This is a genomic window from Streptomyces sp. NBC_01591 (assembly GCF_035918155.1).
Taxonomy (GTDB): domain Bacteria; phylum Actinomycetota; class Actinomycetes; order Streptomycetales; family Streptomycetaceae; genus Streptomyces.
This window is the reverse complement of record NZ_CP109329.1, coordinates 23,313-45,515: the sequence shown is the minus strand read 5'-3', so window position 1 is coordinate 45,515 and position 22,203 is coordinate 23,313. Positions and strand designations below refer to the sequence as shown.

The window sequence follows — 22,203 nt, the reverse complement described above, 5'->3', positions numbered from 1 at the left end:
CCGGCCAGGGAGCCGCCCGACCTGGCTCAGGAGGACACGGAGACGGCCCGCCGCGGTCCCGGACAGCCGCGGCGGGTGTCACGTCCGTCAGAAGGGCTCCGCCCCCTGCGCGGCGGCACGGTACCGATCCGCCATCACCAGGCACTGGTCGCGCAGCCGCGGCGGGTCTAGCACCTCGAACGGGACGCCGAAGGTGCCCAGCCACATCGCCAGGGTCTCCACCGAGTCCCCGCCGCAGCACAGCACACAGGTGTCCGGGCCCTCCGCCTCCACGACCTGCCCGTACTTGGCCACCCGGTTCACGATCGCCGAAGCCGGGGTGTGAAACCGCACACTGGCCCGGACCTGGGACAGTGCGGCGGTAACGCCGCGGGAGACCAGTTCTGTTGCACCGCCCGACGGCAGTTCGCGCGGGTGGAACCTCGGCCCGGCCGGCGTCCTCGGCATCAGCCGGTCGACGCGGTAGGTCCGCCAGTCGTCGCGCAGCACGTCCCAGCCCAGCAGGTACCAGCGCTGCCCCATGTTCACCAGCCGGTGCGGCTCGGTCTCCCGGCGCTGGCGCTCTCCGTCGTGCGTGCGGTAGTCGAAACGCAGGCGCTCCCGGCGGTGGCAGCTCTCCGCCAGTTCCTCCAACAGCCTGGAGGGGACTGTGGGCTCTTGGCGAGCACCGTTCTCGGTGGCGTAGCGCAGCGCGTCGACCCGACCGCGCAGCCGGGGCGGCAGGATCTCGCGCAGCTTGGTGAACGCCCCGGCGGCGGCGTCCTCGAGCCCGGCCGCCCGGGTGGTGGCGCCGACCTGGAGGCCCAGCGCCACCGCCACGGCCTCGTCGTCGTCCAGCAGCAGCGGGGGCAGCGTCCGCCCGGTGCCGAGCCGGTAGCCGCCCTGCACGCCGCGGACGGTGGTGACCGGGTACCCGAGTTCCCGGAGCCGGTCCATGTCACGGCGGACGGTGCGCGCTGTGATGCCGAGCTCGCGGGCGAGTTCGGTACCGGTCCAGTCCTGACGCGCCTGCATCAGCGAGAGCAGGCGGAGCAGCCGTGCGGACGTTTCCAGCATGGAACACACCCTAGACGGGGAATCGGACGGCCTCTGTCCTGTTTTCCCGGGCCGCCGCCCCTCACGCCGTCGGGCCGGGCGCCGCCGCCGGAACGGTCGCCGGAACGGCGGTGGCGGTGTCCCGCCGGGCCGTGCCCGCGATCAGCCGCATCGAGGGGCGTTCCACCAGCCTGTGGAGGGTGGCGGCCAGCGCCAGTCCGATCACCAGCGCCGCCACGAGCAAGGCGACCGCGGTCGGGGTCCCCCAGGTCCTCTCGGCGCCCAGGGCCCGGTGACTGAAGGTCAGCACCAGCCGGTGGAGCAGGTAGAAGGCGAAGGAGACCTCACCCAGCCACACCATCGCGGCCCCACGGAACGGGGAGCGCCGCCCCTGGAGGTCCGCCACTGCGGCCGCCGGCACGATCAGCGCCAGCGGCACCACGGTGGCCGCCACCACCCCGTACAACTGGGGCACCCGCAGTGCCAGCAGATACCCGGCGACGGCCAGCAGCCCTGCCGGGGCCAGACCGACGGAGGACGTCCACCGCCCGGTCAGCACGATCCGGGCCATCAGAATGCCCAGGACGAACTCCAGGCAGCGCATCGGGGGCAGCGCGTACACCAGCCAGAAACTGTAGATGTCCAGACCGGCCGGACCGGGCAGCAGCTCGGCCAGCAGCGGCACGCACACCACGGCTGTCACCACCCCGCCCGCCCACGCCCACAGCCGCGACGGCCGGATCCGGGCGGTCAGCGGCAGCAACAGCGGGAAGGCCAGGTAGAAGAAGAGCTCGCAGGAGAGCGACCAGCTCACGTCGTTCATGCTGAACAGCACCTCGAAGCTGGGCACCCAGGCCTGCAGCAGCAGGAGGTTGACCAGAGCGGTACCGAGGTCCAGTGCCCGGTCGCCGAACAGGACCAGGACCAGCACCACGGCCCAGGTCACCAGATGGTTGGGGAAGATTTTGGCCATCCGCCGCCGCCAGAACCGGCGGGCGGTGTCGCCGGGCCGAGCGGTCCAGGTCAGGACGAAACCACTGAGCACGAAGAAGAAGCTGACGCCGACCGTGCCGGCCTTGCCGACGGCCGCGGAGAACCCCTCCGAGACCCCTTGGTCCGCGAAAACCCGCGCGTCGGCGGCGTGATAGAGGAAGACCAGGAGGGCGGCGAGGAACCGCATCCCGGTCAGCGAGGGCAGCCGTCGGCCGACCGCGGTGATGTCCGGATTCATGCGCGGAGCATGAGGGGCACGTTTCGAGGATCCGTCCAGACCCGGCGGTGGGACGCGGAAAACATGACGGGGTATCGAAAGATACCCGCGGCCGGTCTTTCGTCTCCCGCCCTACGCGCTGCCCCGGACCGGCTGCTTGTATGCGACGCGGCCCAGGACCCGGATGAGGAAGGCCGCATGATGCTGACTTTCAAACTGCTCGGTCCGCTGGAAATCCTGAACGGCGCCCACCACTGCACCCCGACCGCGCCGAGGACACTGAGAACTCTGGCGCTGCTGGTCGTCCGGATACATTACGTCGTCCCGCTGTCCACCATCGTCGAGGAACTCTGGGGCGACCAGCCGCCCCGCACGGCCAGCACCACGGCGCAGACGTACATCTACCAGCTGCGCCGGATCGTCGACGAACAGGGGCTGCCGGTAAGCGGGAAGGAGCTCTTGCGTACCCGGGCCCCGGGCTACGTCCTGCACTGCCCGGAGGAACGGACGGATCTGCTCCACTTCCGTCGGCTCACCACCCGCGCACAGCAGTTGCTGGCAGAACGCCAGGCCGAGGAGGCCTCGGTCCTGCTGCGGCAGGCGCTGGACCTGTGGCGGGGCGCGCCGCTGGCCAACGTCAGCGTCGGCCCCGTACTGGAGGGGTACCTGGCCTCGCTGGAGGAGCAGCGGATGTGGGCCCTCAACCTCCGCATCGAGGCGGACCTCCAGCTGGGCCGTGTGCACCAGCTGATAGAGGAACTGAGGGTGTTGGTCGTCGAGTTCCCGTACAACGAGTGGTACCACAGCCTGCTGATCTTCAGTCTGGCCCGGGTCGGCCGGCGGCGGGACGCGCTCCAGGCCTATGAGCGCACCCGCTGCGTGCTCTCCGAGGAGCTCGGCCTCAGCCCCTCCGCCGAACTGCGGCGCGTCCTGCAGGATGCTGTCCTGCGCGATGAGGACGCCCGCCCGCCCCGTCCTATGCCGTCCTCGATCGAGCCACTAAGTGTCTGAGTGAGCCTGGTGCCCCGGGAGCCCCCGGGCGCGAGGCGACGAAAGGGTGTCGGGTCACCATGACGACGGAAGCAATGCCGGCGATCGACGCGCAACTCCAGGCGTCCGTCCAGCAGTTCTACGCAACACACATGCAGCTGCTCGACGACGGCCGGATCGAGGAGTGGGCGTCCTGCTTCACGCCCGAGGGCACGTTCACGGTCGGCGGCGTTCCGGCGACGGCGCGCGGGCGGGACGAGATCGTCGCGGGCGCGACGCGCACCGTCGAACAGCTGACCGCTCAGGGCATCACCCGGCGCCACTGGCTGGGCATGTCCGCGATCCGGCCACAGGCCGACGAGGTGCGGGTGCGCAGCTACGCGCTGGTCTTCCAGGTCACCGCAGGTGGTGCTGCGCTTCGCTCCAGCACCACCTGCGAGGACGTCCTGGTGCCGGACGGCGCCTCCTGGATGATCAAGGAGCGGGTCGTGCGACAGGACACGCCCGCCTGACGATGCGGGCCGCAACAGGCGACGGGGCCCGGCGAGTGCACCACCAGTACTCGCCGGGCCGCGTCGCATCGTGGCGTCCGGTGTCGCCGCGCCGGCCGGCAATAGGCGGAAGCCGCAGATTCTGAATGCCCGAGAGCGGAAGAAGTGTGACCTGGTTCGGCCGGATCGCGCTTGGCAGAATCGTCCCGGGCCGATGCGGAGGAATCGTTCTGCCGAGCATCTTTGCAGCAGCAAGCAGCGCGATGTGAGGAAAAAGATGGAAGATCACCTGAAAGGGATATCGGTTTTCCTGTTGAGCGATTTCACTCTTCTCCTTGACGGCCTGTGCAAGATCATCGCCCTGGAGACGGACATGAGAGTCGTCGGCTCGACGGGGTGCGGCGAGGAGATGGAGGCGGCGCTGGTCGCGGTGAGACCCGATGTGGCCGTCGTCCACCACCTGGGGGGCGACGGCGATGTGACCGGGGCCGTGGAACGGATCCGGGAGGCGGCGCCGGCCACCCGGATCGTGGTGCTCGGCGCGGACGTGCCGATGGTGCGGGTGCTGGGCATGGTGCGGACGGGAATCTCCGCCTACCTGCTTCAGGGGACTTCCCGGCAGGAACTGGCCTCTGCCATCCGCTCGGTGACGGCGGACGGGAACAGAGTGACCGTCTCTCTGCCGCGCGAGGCGCTGCAGCGGTTCGATCAGCGGGAGCCGGCCCGGCTCACCGGCAGGGAGACCCAGATCCTGGTGATGGTGGCGATGGCGATGACCAACGGGCAGATCGCCTCCAGCCTGGCGCTGAGCGAGGCGAGCGTGAAGCGCCACCTGCGGAACATCTTCCGGCGGCTCGGCGCGGTGTCCCGTATCGACGCGGTGAACAAGGCGCGCCGGGCCGACATCCTCTTCCCCGCCGAGGCCCTGGAACCGGTCCGTCTGCGCGCCATGACCTGACCTCGCCGGGGTCGGTCAGGCGTGGCAATCCGGGAGGCCGCCGTGATAGGCGGCCATCTCCCCGAAGGGCCCCACGATGTCCAGCTCCGCCCCGGCCGGGGCGCCGTCCAGCTCCGCGTACGCCCGATGCAGGTTGGCCACCAGCCGCTCGGAGTCCAAGAGCCTCGCGAACTCCCCGAGTTCGGCGTCACGTGCCGCCTCCAGCGGGGTCCGGCCCGCCTTGTGCCCCTGACACGCGGTCTCCTGGAGCCACCGCAGGTAGGCCTCGGTGGCATCCAGGATCTCCGGCCCGCCCGTCGGCCCGTGCCCCGGCACCACTGTGGTGGCGCCGTAGGCGCGCAGGGTCTCCAGGGCTGCGAGGGAGCCGTCGAGCGAACCCATCAGACAGAACGGGGTGACACCCGACCAGGCGACGTCCCCGGTGAAGAGCACGCCCCGCTCCGGGACCCAGGCCACCACGTCGTGCGAGGTGTGCGCCGGGCCCACGTCCCGCAGCTCCACCGTCAGCTCGCCCAGGTGCAGGGTCAGCGACTCGCGGAAGGTCAAAGTGGGCGCCACCAGCTCGATCTCGCCCCAGCCGACGCCGGGCCAGATTCGCTGAAGGTCCAGGCCGGCCCGGAGGATCTGCTCGCGGACGTCCTGCTGAGCCACCACGGTGGCCGCCGGGACGAAGAGACAGTTGCCGAAGTGGTGGTCGCCGTGGAAGTGGGTGTTCACCACCAGGTCCGGGCCGCCGGGCAGGACCCGCTCGACCGCCCGTCGCAGCCGTTCGGCACGGGTCCGGGTGGCGGCGGTGTCGATCAGCACGCCGCGGCCGCCGCCGGTCACCAGACCGGCGTTGTTCAGGCACCAGCCGCCGTCGGGCTGGACGAAGGCGTGGACGTCCTCGGCGAGCGCGGTCAGTGCGGCCGCCTCCGGTGCGCGTGAGGAGATGGTCATGGCTTCCTTCTTCCGGTCAGAGGGCGGCACGACGGCCCGGGACCGGGGCAGACCGGCGTCCGTCCCGGCCCCGGGGGAGGGCGGTGGACTCAGGGCCGGGTCAGCACCATCGCGGAGGCGAACCCGCCGTGGCCGTGGGCCAGGACCAGCGCGGTGTCCACCCGCAGGGCACGCGGCCTGCCGGTCACCAGATCCACCCGCGAGTCCAGCGCCTCGGGGCGGGCATGCGCCGCGGCCGGGACCAGACCGTCCCGGATCGACAGCAGCGCGGCAACCACGTCGAGCGCCGCCCCGCCGGACAGCAGCCGTCCGGTCATGGTCTTGGGCACGCTCACCGGCACGCCCCGCTCGCCGAAGAGCACGGCCAGCGCCTCCGCCTCGGCACGGTCCGCCGCCGGGACGCCCGCCCCGTCCGCGAACACCACGTCCACGTCCCCGGGCTCCAGCCCGGCGTCGGCCAGCGCGGTCGAGGCCGCCCGGCGCAGCCCGCTGCCGCCGGAATCAGCCGGCTCCGGGTCGAAGGCAGCGCCATAGCCGGCCAGCACGCCGTAGATCCGGGGTGCGCCCCGCTCCCGGGCGCCCGCCAGCGACTCCAGCATCAGCACCGCCCCGCCCTCACCCGGTACCCAGCCGGTCGCCTCCGCGTCGAACGGCCGGTACGCCACCTCGGGGTCCGCCGCGCGGGAGTTCCCGGCCGCGGTGGACTGGATGGCCATCCCGTAAGGGCACTGCAGTGAGTCCAGGCCGCCCGCAGTCATCACGGCGGTGCCCTTGCAGATCCGGCGGCGGGCGTAGGCCAGCGAGTCCAGCCCACTCGCCTGCTCGGAGACAGTGACCCCGCCGGGACCCCGCATCCCGTGCCGGATGGAGATCTGGCCGGTGTTCACCGCGTAGTACCAGGCGAAGGACATGTAGGCGCTGACCGACTCCCAGCCGTCGCGCCACAGCGCCTGTAGCTCTCTCTGCCCGAACTCCAGGCCGCCGGTCGTGCTGGAGACCGCCACACCCATCGCGTACTCGTCCAGTGCGGCCGGGTCCAGGCCCGCGTCGCCGAGCGCTTCGTCGGAGGCGAGCAGTGCCAGCCGGGTCATCCGGTCGGTCTGCGGCACCAGCCGGCGGGCGACGTCCTTCTCCGCGTCGCACTCCGGTATCTCCCCTGCGAGGCGCACCGGATATCCGTCGGCGGCGAAGGTGCTGACCGGACGGATCCCGGAGACACCGTCCAGGGTGGCCCGCCAGTACTGCTCGGCACCCACCCCGTTGGGGGCGGCCACGCCCAGACCGGTCACCGCCACCTCGCCCACCCCTGTCGTGGCCGCCGCGGTCCTCGCGCGCACCGTGTCGAGCGTCATGCCGCGGCCTTCCCGGGGTTGGTGAGGATCATGGCGCTCTGGAAGCCGCCGAAGCCGCTGCCGACGGTCAGGACGGTGTCCAGCCGGCCCTCACGGGCCGTCAGCGGCACGTAGTCCAGGTCGCACTCGGGGTCCGGCTCGTGCAGGTTGGCGGTGGGCAGGATCGTCCCCTCCTCCATGGCCAGGGCGCAGGCAGCGATCTCGATGGAGCCGATCGCGCCCAGAGAGTGGCCCACCATCGCCTTGATGCCGCTCATCGGCGTGCGATAGGCGTGGTCGCCCAGACTGCGTTTGACCGCGGCCGTCTCGTGGCGGTCGTTCTGCTTGGTGCCTGAACCATGCGCGTTGACATAGTCGACGTCCCCGGGGCTGACCCGCGCCTCCTCCATCGCGCGGTCGATGGCCTCCGCCATCTCCCGGCCGTCCGGTTTCAGACCCGTCATATGAAAGGCGTTGCAGCGGTTGGCGTATCCGGCCACCTCGGCGTACACGTGCGCCCCGCGCCGCCGGGCGTGCTCGTACTCCTCCACCACCAGCACCGCTGCGCCCTCGCCGAGGATCAAGCCGCTCCGGGTGCGGTCGAAGGGGCGGCAGGCGGAGGCCGGGTCGTCATTCTGGGTGGAGGTTGCCTTGATGACGTCGAAGCAGGTGAGGGTGATGGGGGAGAGCGGGGCGTCGGTGGCCCCGGTGATCATGACATCGGCGTCGCCGTCCCGGACCAGTTCGGCAGCGTATCCGACGGAGTCGATGCCGGAGGTGCAGCCGGTGGAGACGATCGTCGCCGGACCCAGTGCGCCGGTGGTCCGGGCGACCTCGGCGGCGATCGAGCTGGGCAGGAAGTAGTCGTAGAGGTGCGGCACCGCGAAGGACGGGTCCACCACCCAGTCCCTGCCGGAGTCACTGAGCACTGCGTACTCGCGCTCCATGGTGGTGGTACCGCCCACCGCACTGCCGATCGCGACGCCGGTCCGCTCCGCGAGACGGCCGTCCAGCACGACCCCGCTGTCCTCGACGGCCTCCCGGGCGGCAACCATGGCCAGCTGGGAGACCCGGTCGGTGCGCCGTGCCTCCTTCAGCGTCAGACCGTGGGCCAGTGGGTCGAAGTCGCACTCGGCGGCCACCCGGCAGCGGTGGGCGCGCGCGTCGAACTGGGTGATGGTCCGGGTGGCCGTGGTCCCGCTGCTTACCAGATCCCAGAACGGCTTCCTGCCGATCCCGCCCGGAGCCACGACTCCGATGCCGGTGATGACGGCCCTGCGCGTCACAATTCCTCCTTCACCACGGCCGCCAGCAGCTGGAGCTGCTCGGGCCGGCTCGTGCACGGGATGAGGACCAACTCGTCGCAACCGGCCCTCCGGTAGCCCTCCACGGCTTCGCGCACCGCCTGCTCCGTCGTCAGGGTGGCGTCGACGAACCGGCCGGCGTGCGGGCCGGCGAACGCGTAGTAGCTGCCGACGTGGTCGCGGGCGGCCTCCCGGGCGTCGTCGCCCAGCGCGAAGTAGGTCTGGGCGATCAGGCGCGGCCGCCCCTCCCGGCCGTGCTCGGCCCACACCTCCAGGGCCCGGCGGGCCCGCTGCGCGAAGGCCGGCGGCGGGCCGACGACGACGGTGCCGTCCCCGTACCGGGCCATCCGGGTCAGGGCGGCCTCGCTGCGGCCGCCGATCAGGATCTCGGGAGTGGGGCCGTCGGACTCCGGCGCCACCTTGCCCGCCTCCCACAGCCGCCGCAGCGTGGCCAGGGTCTCGTCGAGCCGACGGCCCCGGTCGTGGAAACCGGTGCCGGTCAGCTCGTAGTCGTCCCTGCGGACGCCCGCCGCCACGCCCAGCGAGAGGCGGCCATGGGAGAGCCGGTGCACCGAGGCGGCCTGCTTGGCGAGTACCCCGACGTCCGCGCGGGCCGCCGCGATCAGCACCTGGGTGGCCAGCCTGATCCGTTCGGTGACTGCGGCCGCCGCGGCCAGCGCGGTCAGCGACTCGTAGCCCGGCCACACCAGCCGGTCCACCACCGACAGGGTGGAGAAGCCGAGCTCTTCGGCGGAGCGCGCCCAGCCGGTCAGTTCCCTGCCCGAGGCGATCTCCACCACGCTCGGCAGGGCGACGCCTGTGTCCATTCGTCTTCCCTTCTCGTCCTCGACGCCCGGTACTCGGGCCTCAGTCCTTCGCCAGGGAGTCGGCGTAGGCCGACGCGGCCTTATCCATCCGCAGGGCGGCATGGGACGTGGCGACCGTGACGTCCCGCCAATTCCGCTGCAGCGCGCTGCCCCGGTCCTGCGCGGCAGTGCCTGCGGCCCGCATCAGGCCGTCCACCGCCTCGCGCAGCAGACCGGCCGCGAAGGCGCCGTCGCGGGCGTTGCGCAGCGCGTGCACCCGGGACTCGCCGGCGTCCAGGACCGTGGCCAGCCGCTCCACCAGCAGAGCGGCGGCGTCCACCGCGGCCGCAGCCCCGGTCAGCGCCACGTCCAGCGTGGCGCTGCCGCCGCCCGCCCGCTTCCCGGCGACCGTGGTCACACAGGCCGACAGGGCGCTACGGGCAGCGCCCAGCACCGGGGCCAGACAGGTCAGGCCGCCTACGGCGGGCAGCGGCACGTTGTGCTGGACGCTGTCCGACGTCCGGTTGGACCCGCCCAGCACCTCCGGCAGCGGCACCGTGCGGTGCTCCGGGACGAACACTTCGTCCAGCACCACCGCGTGGCTGCCGGTGGCACGCATGCCCACCGCGTCCCAGGTGCGCTCCACGGCGAAGTCGGCGCGGGGCACCGCGTGGAAAAGCGGTGGCGCGGTGTCCGGGCCGGTCCGCGGGCCCGCCAGCAGCGCCCAGTCGGCGAACTCGGAACCGCTCACGTAGGTCCACCGGCCGGTCAGCCGGTAGCCGCCCTCGACGCGGCGCGAGCGGCCGGTCGGCACCAGGCCCGGCACCCACAGCGGGTCGGGGCCGTCTGCCCAGACCTCCTCCTGCGCCCGCACCGGCAGATGGGTGGCAAAGCGCGCGGTGTAGGCGAACATGGAGCCGACCCAGGCGACGGAGGCACAGGAGCGCCCCAACGGCACCAAAGCGGCGGTCAGCTCCGTAAAGGTACCGTCGGAGCCGCCCCAGCGGGCCGGAACGAAGTGCCGCGGCAGGCCGGACTCGGACAGCGCGGCAACCAGTTCCGGGGAGAGGACCCCGGTGCGATCGGCCTCCTCGGCGCCCTCCGCGGCCAGCGAGGCGAGCTTGTCGGCCTGGCCGGACAGCCGTCCGGCGGGGAATGCGTGCATCACGTGATGTCTCCTTGGTGTGGGACGGCGGACGGCTCTCGGCGCGGGGCCCGTCACCAGGTGACGGGCAGCTCCCGTACCCCGAAGACCAGCCCGCCCTGGCGGTAGCCGAGTTCCTCGAACGGCACCGCCAGGCGCAGAGCGGGCAGGCGGCGGAAAAGCGTGGTCCAGGTGAGCTCCAGCTCAACCCTGGCGATGTCCGCGCCCAGACAGAGGTGGCGGCCATGGCCGAAGGCGAGGTGGTCGCGGGTGCCGCGGGTGATGTCCAGTTCGTCGGGGCGCTCGAAGACCGCCCCGTCCCGGTTGGCCGCAGCCGTCGACGGATAGACGCCCTCGCCGGGCTTAACCGCCACCCCGCCGATCTCCAGCCCCTCCACTGCCACCCGCGCCGTCGTCAGGTCGGTGACGTTGAGAAACCGCAGCAGCTCCTCCACCGCCCGCGGCGCCACCGTGGGCTGCTTGCGCAAGAGATCCAGCTGCCCCGGGTGGCGCAGCAGAGTCAGTGTGCCCAGTGAGATCATGCTCGCGGTGCTGTCGTGACCGCCGTTGAGCAGCAACCGGGTCATGTTGGCGGCCTCGGCGTAGTCGACCGGCTTCGGCCACTTCGCCATCAACCGGCTGATCAGATCGTCCTCCGGGTGCTCGTGCTTGCGCCGCACGATCTCCAGGAAATAGGCGTTCAATTCCGCGACCGCCACGTGCCGTTCGGCTGCCGAGGCGCCCCCGCCGAACATCACCCGGGTCCGCGAGTGCAGGTACTCCTGGTCGTTCAGGGAGATCCCGAGCATGCCGGTGATCACCGACATGGTGACCTTGATGCCGAGCTCCGCGTGCAGGTCGACGACCGGGCCCTTGGCGGTCATCTCGTCGATGGCCCGGTCGACGACCTTCTGGATCCGCGGACGCATCGCCTGCGCCCGGCGGTGAGTGAACTCGCCCGCCACCAGCTTGCGGTAGGCGGTGTGCCGTGGCGCATCCATGCCGAGCAGCGAGCCGCCGGACCGGAACTCTGGCGGGATTGGGATGGGCGACGGGTAGCCGGGGTGGGCGCGGTCGTTACTCAGACCGCCGTCGTTGAGCATCGCCTTGACCTGGTCGTACCGGGTGACCAGCCAGGTCTCGTTGCCCGGCGCGGTCCTCACCCGGACCGGGCCGCCCTGCTCGCGGAACTCCCGGTACTGCTCGGGCGGTGCAAAGGGGCAGCGGCGCACATAGGGGAAGGTCTCGGGCTCTGTCGCGTCCTCGGCCATGGGAAGGGCTCCTCGAAAGTCACGTCGTACGGGGCGCTCGGACTGCACGGGCCCAGCGTGCGAAGCAGGCCAGGGTGTCCCCTGGGCTGGGACCGTCGATCACGGATCGGATCGCCGCGGCGGCCGGACCGTGCCGGTGCAGATCCACATGGCCGATCGACACCAGTGTCGAAGTGGGGCCGAGCGGGCCGAAGACGATACTGACGCGGCTGGCCAGGGCGTCGTCGTCGATGGGGGCGAACGAGCCGTCGATCAGCCAGGACAGCCGCAGGCGCCGGCCGTGCTCCCACTCCAGCACCCGGCCCCAGTCGCGCTCCGCGCCGTCCGAGTCCCGCTCGTACCAGCGGCCGCCCAGGAACGGCTCGAACACCACGGCCTGCCGCTCCTGGGCGAGCCGGTGATCGTGCGGCCACCACCGTGTCGGCTGCCGGGTGAACAGGTCGAAGGCGAGGTCCGCCGGGCAGGGCAAGTCCACGGACTTCCACACCGGCGGAATCAGCTTGGGTCCCGTCATGCGAGGAGCGTCGCCGAGCCGGTTCGACGATCGGTCCAGGAACGAACGAGAGATGCGGAGCCCGGAAAGAGGACCGCGGCTGTCCTGGATGCCGCCTACTGTCGGCCGGTACGCGCGGCGGCCCCGCCGCCCCGCTCCTCCGCCGAAGGACCGCACATCATGGCGACCACCTGGACCCCGCACCCGGCCATGCTGTCCCGGCGCGCGCTGAACCGGGCCTTCCTCGCCCGCCAACTGCTCCTGGAACGCGCGCCACTGCCGGCGCACGCCGTGATCGAGCACCTGACCGGCCTTCAGGCGCAGGCCCCGCAGGCCCCCTACGTCGGACTGTGGACCCGCATCCGGGACTTCGCTCCGGACGACCTCTCCGGCCTGCTGCTCGACCGGTCCGCCGTCCGCCTCGTCCTGATGCGCAGCACCGTTCACCTGGTCACCGCCGACGACTGCCGCTGGCTGCGCCCCACCGTGCAGCCCAGTATCGACCGGGCGGTGGGCCCGAGGGGCTGGCGGAAGCTGGCAGGAGTCGAGCCGGCCGAGCTGGCGGCCACCGGGCGCGCCTGGCTGGACGAGGCACCACGCAGCGCGGCCGAGCTGAACGAGTTGCTGGGCGAGCGGTGGCCCGGCCTGGACCGGTCCCTGCTGGGGCGGGCGCTGCGTGCCGTGGTGCCCATGGTGCAGATCCCGCCGCGCGGTGTGTGGGGGCGCTCAGGACAGCCGGTGTACGCGACCGCCGAGACCTGGCTGCCAGGCCTCCCGGACCCGGTCGCCGACCCGGAGTTGCTGGTGCGCCGATATCTCGCCGCCTTTGGGCCGGCCTCGGTGGCCGACCTGCAACTGTGGTCCGGGCTGACCCGCCTTCAGCAGACCGTCGACGCCCTGCGCCGTGAACTGCTGGTCTTCTCCGACGACGCCGGGACCGAGCTGTTCGACCTCCCCGATGCCCCGCGCCCGGAGCCGGATACCCCTGCCCCGGTGCGCTTTCTGGCAGAGTTCGACAACGCGGTGCTCGCGCATGCCGACCGGTCCCGGATCATCACCCCCCAGGACCAACAGCGGATCATGACCAAGAACGCGCTGATCCTCGGCACTGTCCTGGTCGACGGCTTTGTCCGTGGCAGCTGGCGTGCGGAGAAGAGCGGTCGGACCCTCTGTCTGGTCGTCACCCCGTTCGCCGCCCTGCCCTCGAGGGAGCGCGAGGAGGTGGAACGTGAGGGCGCCGCCCTGCTGGACTTCCTGCTGCCCCGCGCCGAGGACCGGGACGTGTTGATCCTGACGGCCGACGGGTCCTGAGAAGTACGGACACTGCCGCCCCGCCTTCCGGACCTCGGGACTCAAGACCTCCTTGACCTGAGTGCTACCCGGCGCTGAAAAGCGGCTCTTCACGCCCATGGGCCGGTACATCCTCGGCCCTGGCGGGCCTCCGGTGCACCGACGGGGCCCACACGTGCCCGGGCGGCTGCAGGCCGACAGGGGCAGCAACGAACAGAGTGGCTGAGACCGGTGGGGCTGATCGAGGCATACATGGCGGGTGTTCCGTCGGCTGCGGCCGCATCGTGGCGTGCTTTCGTTGGCTGAGGCCGGGGGAACGAGAGCAAAGGTTTTCACCGACGGGAGCGAGCGGATTGCGCGCCGAAGGCGCTGTCGAGAAGCACTGATCCTCGCCCTCCACGACCACTTTTCACAGCCCGAGGTGCTGTGGAACTGTCGGGTCGACGGCCTGTCCTACCTGTTAGAGAGCGCGCAGCTGTCAAAAGCGTCTTGACCTGCGAAAACATGTGCTTGCACCAGGTTCTGACGATCTGGCAGCCAGTTCTCAGCATCGTGCACCCAGTTCTTGGGATCACGGCAGGCAGCTTTGGGGATCGTGGTGCCCATGTTCTGAGAACCGTGACCACTGCTGTAGGACCTGAGTAGATTGACGTCACGTACATCAGCAGATGCCGTAACTGGGCGGACCGGCCGCGGCGACGGATTGACGGCAGGTCGATCGACACGCCCTGGAGGCGGGGTCCATCCACTTGGTGCTCATGTACGTTAAGTTCATCTGGTCGGCCCTCAGGGTCGCTGTTCATGCACATCACAGCAATGCCCAGTCAGGGGAGGGCCCGTTGGGAGCGGTACGCAGACTGGTCGATGCCGACACTGGTGAGGCCATCCCCTATGCGCCCTACGCCTTCTCCGGTGAACACATCCAGGTCGACAAGGCCAGGGTCGAAGCGATCACCGAGAGCAAGGAATTCACTCCGAGCCAGAAGTTCATGGTGCTGTGGTGGATCGGAGTCTCCCCACAGGGCATGGCACCGCTGAGGGCGACCGGTGCGGACATCGCCAAGAAGGTCGGCATGACCGCCGACGCCGTGGGCAAGATCAACCGGAAACTCCTCAAGCGCCGCATCCTGATCGAGCGCGGGCGCATCGGCAACTACAGGCTGTACCGCATCAGCCCGTACATCGCCTTTCACGGACCCGGGATCGAGCAGCGGGAAGCGATCAAGACGTGCAACCCGCCGGACATCCCCGGCTTCGACAACACCATCCCTTCGCTCTGGGAGGCCCAGTGAACAACGACGACAAGCAGAAGCTCCTGGATGTCCTCCACCGCACCGCCGGCATGACCGCCAACCAGCGCCTGGTCGTCATGCTCTACGCGATGCACCCCACCGACCGTGCCGGTGCCGTCATCGAGACCGGCGCCAACCTCGCCAAGCTCGTCGGCATGTCTCCGACAGTCTTCTCCCGAACCCGGCGCCAGGTCATCGAGGCCGGCTGGCTCGAGGAATCCGACCGGCTCGCGCACATCAGCTACTACCGGCTCAGCGTGAAAAGCACAGGCGAGGACGTCGTCATCCCCCTGCGCCGCGCAACCTGAACGGCTCCGAGGGCCAGAGCTCATGTACGTGAGGTCAATGAGCACCGATCCTGGGATCGGTGCTCATTGACCTCACGTACATGACGGTCGAGTACGCAAGCTCAACGCCGCTTGGCCTGTGCCTTTGCCTGGCGGAGGTGTTCGTGCAGAACCTCGCGCAGCCGGGGCAGCTGGGCGGGTGCGAGAGGCCAGTGCATGTTTGGGCTGCGACGAGCTACCGGGACCTCGCCTTTGGAGGCACACTCACACGTCGCGGCGCCTCACGACGAGCACGGCGAGTGCGATCGTGATCAGCGGCCAGAGCGTGTACACGATCCAGGAGCCGGGGACCGTGGCGGTGTAGCCCAGGGAACCGGGTTGCGGCCCCCAGTTTTGGACCAGGCGATTCCAGGCGGCCGACACCAGCGTGTGTTTGATGTCCGCCGACCAGCGGTTGCTCTCCGAGAACATGGTGGGCAACATCAGCAGGGTGAAGACGCTGGTGACCATGGTCCCGGCGGCATGCCGGAGCAGAACGCCGAGGCCCAGACCGACCAGGGCACAGACTGGAGCCAGCAACGCGGATGCCACCAGCGCCCGGAACACCCCGGGGTGGGTGATCGGAACGCCGGCATGGTGCCCGTCCAGGATGGCCTGGGAGACCAGGAAGGAACCGGTGGAGGCGGCCGTGCCGACCGCGGTCCACAGGGCGGCGGTGACGGCCGCCTTGGCCAGCACGACCGAGCCGCGGGCCGGGACGGCCACGGTGGTGGTGCGGATCAGCCCGCTGCTGTACTCGCTCACGACGGTGAGGGCGCCCATGCTGCTGGCGACGAGCATCAGCGTCCAGTAGCCGGCCGCCGGGTAGGCGTCGAAGGGCAGGAAATCAGCGGGGCTGGAGCCTGCGGCCTTGTCCGCCAGCGTGGCCACGGCGGCGGACCCGACGACGAACAGGACGGTGAGTCCGATCGTCCACGGGGTGGAGCGCAGGGACCGCATCTTGATCCACTCGGAGGCGAGCAGGTCGCGGAAGCGGGCGGGCGGCCCAGCGACGTGGGTGGCCGGGGGGACGGAGGCGAGTGTGGTCATCGGGGCTGTCCTGCCAGGTATTCGACGCTGTCGGCGGTCAGTTCCATGAAGGCCGACTCCAGGGAGGCGGTACGGGTGGTCAGCTCGTCCAGCCGGATACCGTTCTCGAAGGCGAGCGCCCCGATCCGGTCCGCCGGGAGCCCGGTCACGGCGAGCTTCTCGGCGCCCGCCGAGCCCTCCGGCTCGACCGAGGCGCCCGCCGCCGTCAGCACCGCTGCCAGCTCGGTGGCCTGCGGTGTCCCCACCACAACACTGCTACGGGTGCTGCGGGCCGCGAAGTCCCGTAGCGACTCGGCGGCGATGAGGCGGCCCCGGCCGATGACGACCAGCTGGTCGGCGGTGTTCTCCATCTCCGACATCAGGTGGCTGGAGAGGAAGACCGTGCGCCCCTCGGCGGCCAGGCGCCGGAAGAGCCGGCGTACCCAGAGCACGCCCTCCGGGTCCATGCCGTTGATCGGCTCGTCGAACATGAGCACGGGCGGGTCGCCGAGCAGGGCGGTGGCGATGCCGAGGCGCTGCTTCATGCCGAGGGAGAATCCACCGATGCGGCGGTTCGCCACCTCGGCCAGCCCCACCTCCTGAAGCACCTCGTCCACTCGGCACCGCGGGATGCCGTTACTGCGGCCCAGAGCAGACAGGTGGGCGGCGGCGCTGCGTCCGCCGTGGATCTGTCCGGCATCGAGGAGGGCGCCGACGTGCCGCAGTCCGCGCGGGTGACGGTGGAAGGGGACGCCCCTGACGGTGGCGGCGCCGGTGGTGGGCGCGTCCAGGCCGAGGATCATCCGCAGGGTGGTGGATTTGCCGGCGCCGTTGGGGCCGAGGAATCCGGTGACCTGGCCCGGCCGCACGGTGAAGGACAGATGGTCGACGGCAGTCTTGCTGCCGTAGCGCTTGGTGAGTTCGCTGACTTCGATCACGGCACCCACACTGCCGAGCGGACCCCCGTCCGGACATGGGGCCGTGGGCGGCAATCGTGCGGGCCGGGTTGGCCCGTGGGCGTACGTCCCCGGGCTGATGCCGAGCCGGCGGTGGCCGGTTAGTCTCGCGGCGTGAACCCCATGACGACCACTTTGTTGCCTGCGCGCGTCGCGCACCGCGGTGTTGTTCCCGGGAGGGAATGCCGCCGATGACGAGAATCAAGGCCGTGGCCTGGGCGGGGGGTGCCTCTTACCTCCTCGTGGTGGGTCTGCTGGTGGGGGGCGCGCCGCGGGCGTCGGGCACGGTCCACGGTGTCGGAGCACTGCTGGCTGTGAGCCTGCTCGTCGGCGTGGTGCGACGGATGCCGCTGCTGGCTCTGGCCATGGCACTCTTCGGATCCACTGCTGTGGTGGTGGGCCCTCCGAGTTCCGGCCATGAGAGCCTGGCGGCCTCGTACCAGGGCCAGTTCCTGTCGTATCTGGCGGTGGACCTCGTCCTGGGCTTCATCGTCGCCACCCGCGCACGGCGCGCTTCGATTGTTGCCGTGGCCGTGTCCAGCGCCGTGCAACTCCTGGTGATCGGCGTCTTCGCGCACGGGGATAGCCTGACCGTCAACGGGGTGATCGCCCTCCTGGCGTTGGCCGCATCCTGCATGGCCGGTCTTCTGAGTCGTGAGCGCCGCGAGCACGCGGTGGCGCTGCGTGCACAGGAGGTGGCCGAGGCCGTGACCGCCGAACGGCTGCGGATCGCACGGGAGCTGCACGACATGGTCGCGCACAGCATCGGCATCATCGCCATTCAGGCCGGTGTGGGCAGCCGGGTCATCCAGACCCAGCCGGCGGAGGCGCGCGAGGCCCTGCGCGCCATCGAGGTCACCAGCAGGGAGACTCTGTCGGGCCTTCGGCGCACGTTGGTGTCGCTCCGTCAGGCCGACCGGGGCGCGACCGCCTCGGAGCAGTCACCGCTCGCACCCTCGCCGGGGCTGGCGGACGTCGAACGGCTGGCGGCAGCGACCGCGGGCGCGGGGGTACGCGTCGACGTGCGCTGCAGCGGGGAGCAGCGTCCTGTGCCGGCCGACATCGACCTGTCCGCCTACCGCATCGTGCAGGAGGCGCTGACCAACGTGGTCCGGCACGCGGGCACCGGGCGTTGCCGGGTGGTCATCGACTACGGAGACGAGGAGCTGTCCGTGGAGGTCGTCGACGACGGGCGCGGCGCCACCGGGAACGGCTCGGCCCACGGCTTCGGCATCATCGGGATGCGGGAGCGGGTCGGTCTGCTGGGCGGCCACCTCAGCGCCGGGCCGCGCCCTGAGGGCGGCTTCCGGGTGGCGGCCCGGCTGCCGCTGCCCGCACCCACCGGAGTTCCGGTGGAGGCCCGATGACCGTCCGGGTAGTGCTCGCCGACGACCAGCCGTTGGTTCGGTCCGGTCTCCGCGTGATCATGGCCGATCACCCCGACCTGGAGGTCGTCGGTGAAGCCGCCACTGGCGCCGAGGCCGTCCAACTGGTCAGGGATGCCGGCCCCGACGTCGTGGTCATGGACATCCGGATGCCCGGCATGGACGGGATCGAGGCCACCCGCCTGATCACGGCCGGTCCGGCAACCACTCGCGTTCTCGTCCTGACCACCTTCGACGAGGACGACCATGTCTACGGCGCGCTCCGGGCCGGCGCGAGCGGCTTCGTGGTCAAGGACATGGCGCTGGACGACATCCTCGCGGCGATCCGCGTGGTCGCCGCCGGCGACGCACTGATCGCGCCGGGTGTGACGCGCCGTCTGATCGCCGACTTCATCGGGCGGCGTCCGGCGGCAGCTCCGAAGCGCTCCCCACGGCCGGTCGAGGGCATCACCGAGCGGGAACGGGAAGTTCTGACCCTGGTCGGACGCGGCCGGTCGAACACCGAGATCGCCGAGGACCTCTTCATCACGGTGGCCACCGCCAAGTCGCACGTGTCACGGCTACTCACCAAATTGGGCGCCCGGGACCGGGTCCAGCTCGTCATCACCGCCTATGAGATGGGGCTCGTCACCCTGCCTCGCTGATGGCGTCCCCGGCCCCATGGCGAAGCCGGAAATACCCTGTCGCTCACGTCTCGTGTACGAGCCGCCCCGGAGCCTGAGTCTGCGCACGGCCGCCGCCGACATGCGACGCCTCCCATTTCCTGACGGCCGGTTCGACACCGTCGTCTGCGCCGACAACTCGCTGCCTCACCTGCTGACTGAGCAGGATGTGCGCGCCGCCCTGGCCGAGATGCGCCGCGTGCTGCGTCCCACCGGCCTGCTACTGGTCAGCACACGTCCCTACGACGACCTGCTGCGCGACCGCCCGGCTTCGACGCCTCCACAAGTCCACCAGACCGTCGACGGCGCCGACGGCGGGGAACGAACCGTCACCTTTCAGCTCTGGCACTGGCACGATGACGGCGAGCACTACGACTTGGAGCACTTCCAACTCCTTCCGGCAGGCGGAGAATGGCGCGTCCAGGTCCGCCGGACCACCTACTGGGCACTCGGCCAGGACCGGCTGGCCGGCCTCGCAGCCGAGGCCGGGTTTGTCGACCCCGCGTGGCGGATGCCGCAGGAGACGGGCTTCTTCCAGCCGCTGCTCGTGGCCCGCGCCGGTGAGTAGGTGATGGTTCCACCGTCCGCCACGTCACGCCGTGCTTGCGCTCCAGTTCCCGCATCGACATGCCGCCGCGATGGTCACGCCAGACCGCCGCGTACAGCTCGACCTTCGACATCTGCGGCATGACGACACCTTTCACCAAGAGCATCCCGATGCTGCCCTGGCAAGAGCCCTCGTGCCTCCCAAACTCATCAACATCACCCGACCGTGGTTCGGGGCGCCTCCCAAACCCATCGACAAGTGACGTCACTACTGCTCGATAAAGCCACCACCCACGAAGTCCGCCTTGAGCCCGAGGCGTACGACCCGTACCTGGACGTCGACTTCAGCCCGCTGCGCGGCGACGACCCGAGAGCCACAGGCTTCGGCCAGGCCGCGTAAACCGCCCACCAGCCCGAAGGCCGTGGCCGGCAACGCCATGGTCCTGGCCAGCCGCCAGCGGTCGTCGAGCCAGCCCTTCCTAAAGGTGTTACAGGAACGACGAGGGCTGACAACACCGTTATGCGGCCAAGCGGGACCGGACTCCTTGGTACCGCCTGCGACACAACCTGCGCGCCCGCGTCGGACACCGGCAGGGTCCTAGCGGGCGGCCCGGTCCTTGATCCCGGCGAGCACGGTGTCGAGCATCCGGTCGAACTCCGTCAGGGATCCGAAGTCGGCCATGAGAGGGCTGAGCGCGGCCATCGCCGGGTACGCGGTGGCGTCGAACGCGGGCACAGCGCTGGGCCCGTCGCTGGTGCGCGCCAGCAGGTGGCCGTTGAGGAAGCTGAACAGCACCATGGGCGCGTCCGCGACCATCTGGTCGGGCAGGCCGGCCTCACGCATCGCGGTGACCAGTCCCTCCAGGGCGGAGACGGCCACCGGCGAGGTCTGGGCGCGCGTCACCAGCAACGGGAACACCCGGGGGTGCCGGTAGGCCATCTCGCGGTAGCCGTGCGCCGTCCGGCGGGCGATTTCCTCCCAGTGGTGGGATGCGTCATCGTCCGCGGCGGCCGCCACCTCGGCGAGCACCGCCTCGGACATCGCGTCCAGCAGTGCCGCCTTGCCCTTGATGTGGTGGTAGATCGACATCGGGTCGACCTCGAGCTCTTGCGCGAGTCGCCGTACCCCGAAGCGCTCCAGGCCGTCGCGGTCGACCAGTGCTACGGCGGCGGCGGCGATGCGCTCGCGGTCGAGTCCCGCTGAAGTGCCCTGAGTGCGTCTGGCCACGTCCACTCCCTCCCTTGCAAACCTACACCGTAGAAATTACCGTACGGGGACGCAAACCTACGGCGTAGGTTTCAGATCGTCGGTCCAAAATCTGACCAAGGAGGAGATAGGAGATATGGGTGAGGTCACTGCCACGGAGCGGCCGCCGGAGCCGGACTTCTCGGCGATAGCGGCCGAGGAACTGCTCGCCTACCGGGGGTGTGACCGAGATACGCGCCAAAGGGGCAACGGGATGATCTTGTAGCCCTGATCCGCTCGGATCTACGTGCGGCGACGTGCAGCGGGGTCGCGTTCGGCGACGTGCCGAGCGACCGAGTCGACGCCAGGCCGTGCGTATCGCTCCAGGGAACGGACGGAGGCGTGGCGGGAGCGAGCCAGCAGCATCGGGGTGGAGGTGCCGTCTTCCGCGTCGTGCGTGAGGGCACTGTGCCGTAGCCGGTGAAGCGTCCAGCCGTCCAGATCCTCGATGTCGTCGGGCGAGGCGAGGGGGTTGGCCAGTAGCCGGGTGTTCTCCTCGAAGATCTCCTCAGCGCGACGGTAGGAGAGCCGGGCCCGGCCGGTCTCCGGGCACACGTCGAGCGTCGGTGTTCCGGTCGGCGCCTTGCGGTCGGTGAGGAACAGCGGGCCGCGGGTGCGGCGGGCGATGAGGCGGGGCAGGAGCTGGGCGGTGCCGGACTGCCAGTGAATCCACTCGATCGCCCCGCCCTTGGCGGTGATCTTCCCCCGCTTGTCCTGCGGGTACAGGTCTTCCACGTTCAGGCACAGCACTTCGTCGGCTCGGGCGGCGGACTCGTAGAGCATCTTCCACTGCGTCTTCTCCCGGAGTGCGACGTCGAGGCGCCACAGGGCGGCGATCTGGTTCTCCGCGAGAGCTTTGGTGCGGTCGGGCGGTGCCGGCCGCCGCTCGATGCCGATCGTCGGGTCGCCTTCGATCCAGCCCTGGCGCTGCCACCAGCCGATCGCCTTGCGCGCGATGGACAGCTCCCGGTTGACGGTGTCGGCGTCCATCTCGTCCGCCCGCGCCGCCGCCAGCTCGGCCAGCACCTCGGGCAGCGCCGGGTCATCGATCGCGGCGACGGGGAAGACGGGCGGCTTCGCGCCCCGGCGGGTGGGTCCGGTCGGTGCCGGTTCGCCGGTGAGCATCCATCCCCATGTCGTCAGCGAGATCCGGTAGATCCGTGCGGAGGACTTCGCGATGCCCGCGCCGGTGAGGTAGCGCTCGACCGCCGCGGTGTACGACGCGGGAGGGGCGGACATGGGCACGACGCGGGCGCGCGGTACACGCAACGCGCCCCCGCTCCCGAGTTCGGTCACCGGTTCGATCGTCATGCCCTCTCCACCTTCCCGGCGCTGCCGCAGTAAATGCGTACACCTCGCCCCGGCAGCCGGATTGGTCCACCGCAGGTCGCGGTGATCACGGTAGGGGCTCTGCCGCAGTAAATCCGGCATTTACTGCGGCAGAGCCCTGGGCGAGCCATCAGGCACCAAAAGGCGCGGCCGTGCCGGTCTGAACAGTT

General features: G+C 70.6%; 22 protein-coding genes and 1 pseudogene. 10 read left to right on the top strand and 13 right to left on the bottom strand.

Features of this window, described 5'->3' with window-relative positions:
* Nucleotides 1-87: 87 nt before the first annotated feature.
* The gene (locus tag OG978_RS47595) at nt 88-1,056 is read right to left on the bottom strand and encodes a helix-turn-helix transcriptional regulator (RefSeq protein ID WP_326771188.1); all 969 of its coding nucleotides are present in this window, start codon (nt 1,054-1,056) and stop codon (nt 88-90) included.
* Between the two features lie 61 nt (nt 1,057-1,117).
* Nucleotides 1,118-2,266 carry an acyltransferase family protein gene (locus tag OG978_RS47590; RefSeq protein WP_326771187.1) on the bottom strand — a complete coding sequence of 383 codons (1,149 nt, stop codon included), beginning with the start codon at nt 2,264-2,266 and terminating at the stop codon, nt 1,118-1,120.
* 177 nt (nt 2,267-2,443) lie between these two features.
* Here OG978_RS47590 and OG978_RS47585 point away from each other — a divergent pair, with 177 nt between their 5' ends.
* From OG978_RS47585 to OG978_RS47575, 3 genes are all read left to right on the top strand, one after another.
* Complete coding sequence (locus tag OG978_RS47585; protein ID WP_326771186.1) at nt 2,444-3,256, top strand: AfsR/SARP family transcriptional regulator; 813 nt, start codon at nt 2,444-2,446, stop codon at nt 3,254-3,256.
* A 59-nt stretch (nt 3,257-3,315) separates the two neighbouring features.
* The gene (locus OG978_RS47580; protein WP_326771185.1) at nt 3,316-3,747 is read left to right on the top strand and encodes a nuclear transport factor 2 family protein; all 432 of its coding nucleotides are present in this window, start codon (nt 3,316-3,318) and stop codon (nt 3,745-3,747) included.
* A gap of 70 nt (nt 3,748-3,817) precedes the next feature.
* Entirely contained in the window at nt 3,818-4,684 is an 867-nt protein-coding gene (locus OG978_RS47575; RefSeq protein WP_326771184.1) for a response regulator transcription factor, read from the top strand.
* 15 nt (nt 4,685-4,699) lie between these two features.
* On the opposite strand, the gene OG978_RS47570 is transcribed toward OG978_RS47575, so the two are convergent.
* The 7 genes from OG978_RS47570 to OG978_RS47540 all read right to left on the bottom strand — a co-directional run bounded on the left by OG978_RS47570 (nt 4,700) and on the right by OG978_RS47540 (nt 11,993).
* Nucleotides 4,700-5,623: an MBL fold metallo-hydrolase gene (locus tag OG978_RS47570; RefSeq protein ID WP_326771183.1), complete on the bottom strand. Its 924-nt coding sequence runs from the start codon at nt 5,621-5,623 to the stop codon at nt 4,700-4,702.
* Between the two features lie 89 nt (nt 5,624-5,712).
* Complete coding sequence (locus OG978_RS47565; RefSeq protein WP_326771182.1) at nt 5,713-6,975, bottom strand: ketosynthase chain-length factor; 1,263 nt, start codon at nt 6,973-6,975, stop codon at nt 5,713-5,715.
* A complete protein-coding gene (locus OG978_RS47560) occupies nt 6,972-8,240 on the bottom strand; it encodes a beta-ketoacyl-[acyl-carrier-protein] synthase family protein (RefSeq protein WP_442817918.1) in 1,269 nt (422 codons plus the stop codon). Before OG978_RS47560 ends, OG978_RS47565 begins: the two co-directional genes overlap by 4 nt.
* Nucleotides 8,237-9,085 (bottom strand): LLM class flavin-dependent oxidoreductase, encoded by an 849-nt coding sequence (locus OG978_RS47555; protein ID WP_326771181.1) that lies wholly within the window; start codon nt 9,083-9,085, stop codon nt 8,237-8,239. The genes OG978_RS47560 and OG978_RS47555 overlap by 4 nt, the downstream gene beginning before the upstream one ends.
* A gap of 40 nt (nt 9,086-9,125) precedes the next feature.
* Nucleotides 9,126-10,229: an acyl-CoA dehydrogenase family protein gene (locus OG978_RS47550; RefSeq protein ID WP_326771221.1), complete on the bottom strand. Its 1,104-nt coding sequence runs from the start codon at nt 10,227-10,229 to the stop codon at nt 9,126-9,128.
* Nucleotides 10,230-10,282: 53 nt separating this feature from the next.
* On the bottom strand, nt 10,283-11,479 hold the full coding sequence (locus OG978_RS47545; protein ID WP_326771180.1) for a cytochrome P450: 1,197 nt from the start codon (nt 11,477-11,479) through the stop codon (nt 10,283-10,285).
* Between the two features lie 19 nt (nt 11,480-11,498).
* A complete protein-coding gene (locus OG978_RS47540; RefSeq protein ID WP_326771179.1) occupies nt 11,499-11,993 on the bottom strand; it encodes a hypothetical protein in 495 nt (164 codons plus the stop codon).
* Nucleotides 11,994-12,152: 159 nt separating this feature from the next.
* Between OG978_RS47540 and OG978_RS47535 the strand changes: the two genes are divergently transcribed.
* The 3 genes from OG978_RS47535 to OG978_RS47525 all read left to right on the top strand — a co-directional run bounded on the left by OG978_RS47535 (nt 12,153) and on the right by OG978_RS47525 (nt 14,862).
* The gene (locus OG978_RS47535; protein WP_326771178.1) at nt 12,153-13,283 is read left to right on the top strand and encodes a winged helix DNA-binding domain-containing protein; all 1,131 of its coding nucleotides are present in this window, start codon (nt 12,153-12,155) and stop codon (nt 13,281-13,283) included.
* 818 nt (nt 13,284-14,101) lie between these two features.
* Entirely contained in the window at nt 14,102-14,554 is a 453-nt protein-coding gene (locus OG978_RS47530; RefSeq protein WP_326771177.1) for a MarR family transcriptional regulator, read from the top strand.
* Nucleotides 14,551-14,862 (top strand): replication initiation protein, RepL2, encoded by a 312-nt coding sequence (locus OG978_RS47525; protein WP_326771176.1) that lies wholly within the window; start codon nt 14,551-14,553, stop codon nt 14,860-14,862. The genes OG978_RS47530 and OG978_RS47525 overlap by 4 nt, the downstream gene beginning before the upstream one ends.
* 243 nt (nt 14,863-15,105) lie before the next feature.
* Here OG978_RS47525 and OG978_RS47520 read toward each other — a convergent pair whose 3' ends face one another.
* Together OG978_RS47520 and OG978_RS47515 are read right to left on the bottom strand one after the other, a co-directional pair.
* On the bottom strand, nt 15,106-15,930 hold the full coding sequence (locus OG978_RS47520; protein ID WP_326771175.1) for an ABC transporter permease: 825 nt from the start codon (nt 15,928-15,930) through the stop codon (nt 15,106-15,108).
* On the bottom strand, nt 15,927-16,847 hold the full coding sequence (locus tag OG978_RS47515) for an ABC transporter ATP-binding protein (RefSeq protein ID WP_326771174.1): 921 nt from the start codon (nt 16,845-16,847) through the stop codon (nt 15,927-15,929). Before OG978_RS47515 ends, OG978_RS47520 begins: the two co-directional genes overlap by 4 nt.
* A gap of 209 nt (nt 16,848-17,056) precedes the next feature.
* On the opposite strand from OG978_RS47515, the gene OG978_RS47510 reads away from it, so the two are divergent.
* The 4 genes and pseudogenes from OG978_RS47510 to OG978_RS47495 all read left to right on the top strand — a co-directional run bounded on the left by OG978_RS47510 (nt 17,057) and on the right by OG978_RS47495 (nt 19,858).
* Nucleotides 17,057-18,232: a sensor histidine kinase gene (locus tag OG978_RS47510; RefSeq protein WP_326771173.1), complete on the top strand. Its 1,176-nt coding sequence runs from the start codon at nt 17,057-17,059 to the stop codon at nt 18,230-18,232.
* Entirely contained in the window at nt 18,229-18,894 is a 666-nt protein-coding gene (locus OG978_RS47505) for a response regulator transcription factor (RefSeq protein ID WP_326771172.1), read from the top strand. The genes OG978_RS47510 and OG978_RS47505 overlap by 4 nt, the downstream gene beginning before the upstream one ends.
* A gap of 67 nt (nt 18,895-18,961) precedes the next feature.
* A pseudogene (locus tag OG978_RS47500) lies at nt 18,962-19,480 on the top strand (class I SAM-dependent methyltransferase); the annotation flags it as partial.
* Between the two features lie 237 nt (nt 19,481-19,717).
* On the top strand, nt 19,718-19,858 hold the full coding sequence (locus OG978_RS47495; RefSeq protein WP_326771171.1) for a hypothetical protein: 141 nt from the start codon (nt 19,718-19,720) through the stop codon (nt 19,856-19,858).
* Nucleotides 19,859-20,056: 198 nt separating this feature from the next.
* Here OG978_RS47495 and OG978_RS47490 read toward each other — a convergent pair whose 3' ends face one another.
* Both OG978_RS47490 and OG978_RS47485 read right to left on the bottom strand, forming a co-directional pair.
* On the bottom strand, nt 20,057-20,686 hold the full coding sequence (locus OG978_RS47490) for a TetR/AcrR family transcriptional regulator (protein ID WP_326771170.1): 630 nt from the start codon (nt 20,684-20,686) through the stop codon (nt 20,057-20,059).
* Nucleotides 20,687-20,947: 261 nt separating this feature from the next.
* The gene (locus OG978_RS47485) at nt 20,948-22,015 is read right to left on the bottom strand and encodes a tyrosine-type recombinase/integrase (RefSeq protein ID WP_326771169.1); all 1,068 of its coding nucleotides are present in this window, start codon (nt 22,013-22,015) and stop codon (nt 20,948-20,950) included.
* Nucleotides 22,016-22,203: the final 188 nt, after the last annotated feature.